Annotated in this window: 5 protein-coding genes and 1 pseudogene; 4 read left to right on the top strand and 2 right to left on the bottom strand. The window is 51.4% G+C overall.

Annotated features, from left to right (window positions below):
* Nucleotides 1-832 (bottom strand): annotated as a pseudogene (gene copS, locus A7D21_RS33815) (copper resistance membrane spanning protein CopS); the annotation flags it as partial.
* A complete protein-coding gene (locus A7D21_RS33810) occupies nucleotides 829-1518 on the bottom strand; it encodes a heavy metal response regulator transcription factor (protein ID WP_010565109.1) in 690 nt (229 codons plus the stop codon). The gene A7D21_RS33810 and the pseudogene copS, both read right to left, overlap by 4 nt.
* Nucleotides 1519-1723: 205 nt before the next feature.
* On the opposite strand from A7D21_RS33810, the gene A7D21_RS33805 reads away from it, so the two are divergent.
* The 4 genes from A7D21_RS33805 to A7D21_RS35035 form a co-directional block, all read left to right on the top strand.
* Complete coding sequence (locus A7D21_RS33805; protein ID WP_010565108.1) at nucleotides 1724-2077, top strand: co-regulatory protein PtrA N-terminal domain-containing protein; 354 nt, start codon at nucleotides 1724-1726, stop codon at nucleotides 2075-2077.
* A 167-nt stretch (nucleotides 2078-2244) separates the two neighbouring features.
* Complete coding sequence (locus A7D21_RS33800; RefSeq protein WP_010565107.1) at nucleotides 2245-2781, top strand: plastocyanin/azurin family copper-binding protein; 537 nt, start codon at nucleotides 2245-2247, stop codon at nucleotides 2779-2781.
* Between the two features lie 93 nt (nucleotides 2782-2874).
* On the top strand, nucleotides 2875-3120 hold the full coding sequence (locus A7D21_RS35040; RefSeq protein ID WP_026140267.1) for a DUF2933 domain-containing protein: 246 nt from the start codon (nucleotides 2875-2877) through the stop codon (nucleotides 3118-3120).
* Between the two features lie 2 nt (nucleotides 3121-3122).
* On the top strand, nucleotides 3123-3599 hold a 477-nt coding region (locus A7D21_RS35035), incomplete at its 3' end, for a YHS domain-containing protein (protein WP_141718324.1).

Below are 3599 nucleotides of genomic sequence, written 5' to 3'. Positions count from 1 at the left end.
AAAGATTATCTTCGTAGTCCTCAATATTCCTTTTTCTAGATAAAACCACTTCAGTGTGAGTCATCAAATTACTGACCGGCGTTCGTAATTCGTGAGCAATGTCCGCAGAGAAGTTCGATAAACGAACAAACGCATCGTCCAATCTGGATAACATTGCGTTGAACGACAACACCATCTGCTGGAGCTCTTTAGGAACGGGACCTAACGGAATACGCTCTTTGAGTGATTTAGCTGACATTGAAGCCGCGACCTGAGTAACTAGGCGGATAGGCCGTAGGCCACTACTCGCGACCATCCAGCCCAGTGCAGCACTGACCAGCGCGCTGATCACCAGCCCTATCCAAAACCAGCGTTCAAGCGTCTCGAAGAAAGCCATATGTTGAGTAACATCAAAGATCAACATCACGGTCAATGGCTTGTCTTGCCCTGTCACAATGGCTTGTGCCGTCACTCCTCGAAATACCTGCTCCTCATCTCGCCACTCCCAGACATTGCTGTTTGTGATTGTTCGGTAGTCTTCCGGCACTACGATCGGACCAGGATCAGCAAACAGGAGCTTGCCGTCACCATCGATGATAAGTGCTGTCAAATCACGATGAGCACCAAGCAGCGCCTCCAGCTCGGGCTTAACATCACTGAACTGATCAATGCTATTCAACCCAGTCAAAATTCTTTGCGTCGAGTGAAGCTTTTCGTTCAGCGCCTGCTGATCCAGCATCTTGAAGTGATGCCGGCTAAGGTTGTTAAAACTGAGTCCGGCGACGGTGAGCACAGCTGTTACAGCAAGCATGAACATCAGGCTCATGCGGGTAGTCAGTGACATTCGCTTCATTCCGACCCCGAGTCCGGTGCGTCCAACATGTAACCCATCCCCCGAGAGGTGTGGATCAGCTTGACCTCAAAATCATCATCAATCTTCGCTCTGAGCCTCCTGACCGCGACCTCGATGACGTTGGTATCGCTGTCGAAGTTCATATCCCAAACTTGGGAAGCAATAAGTGACTTGGGGAGAACCTCGCCTCGACGACGGAGCAGCAATTCGAGTAACGCAAACTCTTTGGCTGTGAGATCTATACGTTTGCCTCCACGGACAACCCTGCGCTTGAGCAGGTCAACCTCAAGATCCGCCAATTTCATGTGGGTTTGGGAGGGGGCTGTGCTCCCTCTTCGCAGCAGCGTTCTGACGCGGGCCAGCAATTCAGAAAATGCGAAGGGTTTTATAAGGTAATCGTCTGCCCCCAGCTCAAGTCCTTTGACGCGATCCTCAACGCGGTCTCGCGCCGTGAGAAAAAGCACGGGGACATTTTTTCCGGATGCTCGCACCTTCTGAAGTACTTCCCATCCGTCCAGCCCAGGCATCATCACATCGAGAATCAGCAGGTCATACGCCTCGCTCAAAGCGTGCTGAAGCGCGTCTTGGCCATTGGTAAAGCGATCAACATTGAACCCCGCCTCAGTGAGTCCTTGCTGCAAATAGATACCTATTTTGGGTTCGTCTTCCGCAACCAGAAGTCTCATGGGGGTGGCTCTCAAATAATTGTGAGGCTGAGTCTGCAACGAAATGCTTCTGCCAACCAGCAACTGACAGAAAAGTAATATTGGCTTCAGGTAGTTGTCAGCGAGCGCTGTCTAGGGTTCAAACATGAGTACTTCTTGGTGCTCGACCGACTCTTCAGCATGAAACCTAAGGGAGCCGGAAAATAAATCCATAAGGAGCTGTCCTATGAATCGCCTAAAAGTCCTTTTCTTTGTGAGCTCGATACTCGTCTCGGCTTCTGCGTTGGCTGAAGGTGGCGCAGACCGGATCGCGGAGCGTATGGAGAGCCTGCGCGACAAAGCAGAAGCAACCTTGGTACAAGCTGAAAAAGCCCCTGAAGGACAGCGCCATGTACACATGGCCGAGCATATGAAAATGCTGGGCGAAATCATGAGCCAGCTCCATCAAGATCACCCAAACGCATCAATGTCACCTCAGCAGCACCTCGCCTGGATGGAAAAACACGATGCTATGGTTGATGACGTTTTGAGCCAAATGCAGCGCGAGCACAAACTGATGCTTTCTGAAAACCATCAGTGACCAACCAGGTCTCATTGGTTTTTTTGAACCGGTCCTCTAAACACGGCGTCATTCGGGCGCCGCGTTTTCTTTTGAAAACTTACAGAAATGTAGTGTTCAGGTCAGTTAAGTGGCAGCTCCGCCCCTTTAGCATAGCCAGTGATTCGCTCTTAACCCACGAGGTCACCATGAAAAATAAGCTTATTACCCCAGTTATTGCGGCAATCACCCTACTCTTCGGTGCTACAGCGATGGCCAGCGCAGGTCATGGGAAAGAGGATATTGGCCAGCCTGGAGTCGCCTCTGAGGTTACTCGCACGGTTGATGTGGAGATGGGTGATATTTTCTTCAAAACTAAAAACATCGACGTAAAGCCCGGTGAAACAGTTCGCTTTGTACTTCACAACAAAGGGGCGCTGCTGCACGAGTTCAATATCGGTCAGGCCGCTGCTCATGCGGCGCACCAAAAAGAAATGGCGAGCATGTTCCAGAATGGAACGCTTACACCCATCGGTGCTGGGAAGATGACGGGCAACATGGGCCACAGCATGGGAGGGATGAAGATGGTCGGAATGGAACATAACGACCCGAACAGCGTGCTGGTCGAGCCAGGAGCAACCAAGGAGTTGATCTGGACCTTCAACAACAGCGCCGGACTTCAATTTGCCTGCAACGTGCCAGGTCATTACCAGTCGGGGATGGTCGGTCAATTTGACTTGAAGTAAGCCTGAGCTGACAGCTAAAACCGCGTCGACGCGAGAGTTGACTACGCTCTGAGGCAGAGATCAGAGCAACTCGCTCACACTGGGGTCTAGATCATGAATAACCATCAGCATCCGTTTGGAAGCACCACCCCTCCATTTTGGAGGCGCAAAACAGGCGTTGTACTGATCATGCTCATCGCGATCGGTGCCTTCTACGTGGTGCGGGAACATTTCAGCCACGTTTATCCGTATTTGCCCTATCTCATTCTGTTGATCTGTCCATTGATGCATTTTTTTGGGCATGGACATGGCGGACATGATCATGGCGATCAGGCAGCAACCAACAAGGACGAAAAATAGCTATGCCCACTACACCGAGCCATCACGATCACGGTCCCGCCCACGCTGCCTCGCCCCCTGACGGTGATCTACGTGACCCGGTGTGCGGTATGACGGTTACGCCTCCAAGTAAATTTGGCGAGTCTTATCAGGGACAGATGTATCAATTTTGCAGCCAGAAATGCCAAGAGAAATTTCGGGCAGATCCAGACCACTACAGTGGTAATCATCCCAGCACTGAACCCAGCATCTCCGCTACAGAGCCTGTGCTACAAGTAGCCACTGAATTTACCTGTCCTATGCACCCGGAAATAAGACAGCCAGGGCCCGGCAATTGCCCTAAATGTGGCATGACATTAGAACCGGTCATGCCCGCGCTAGATGACGATGACAAAACCGAGCTCCGGGATTTCGCTCGCCGCTTTTGGTGGTCGCTGCCTTTAACCGTGATAGTGACCCTTCTAGCCATGGCGGGTCATTCATTACAATTCTTCCACGGC

It is taken from the genome of Pseudomonas sp. AP19 (assembly GCF_001728855.1).
Classification (GTDB): domain Bacteria; phylum Pseudomonadota; class Gammaproteobacteria; order Pseudomonadales; family Pseudomonadaceae; genus Aquipseudomonas; species Aquipseudomonas fluorescens.
This window is presented reverse-complemented; position numbering and strand designations above follow the sequence as displayed.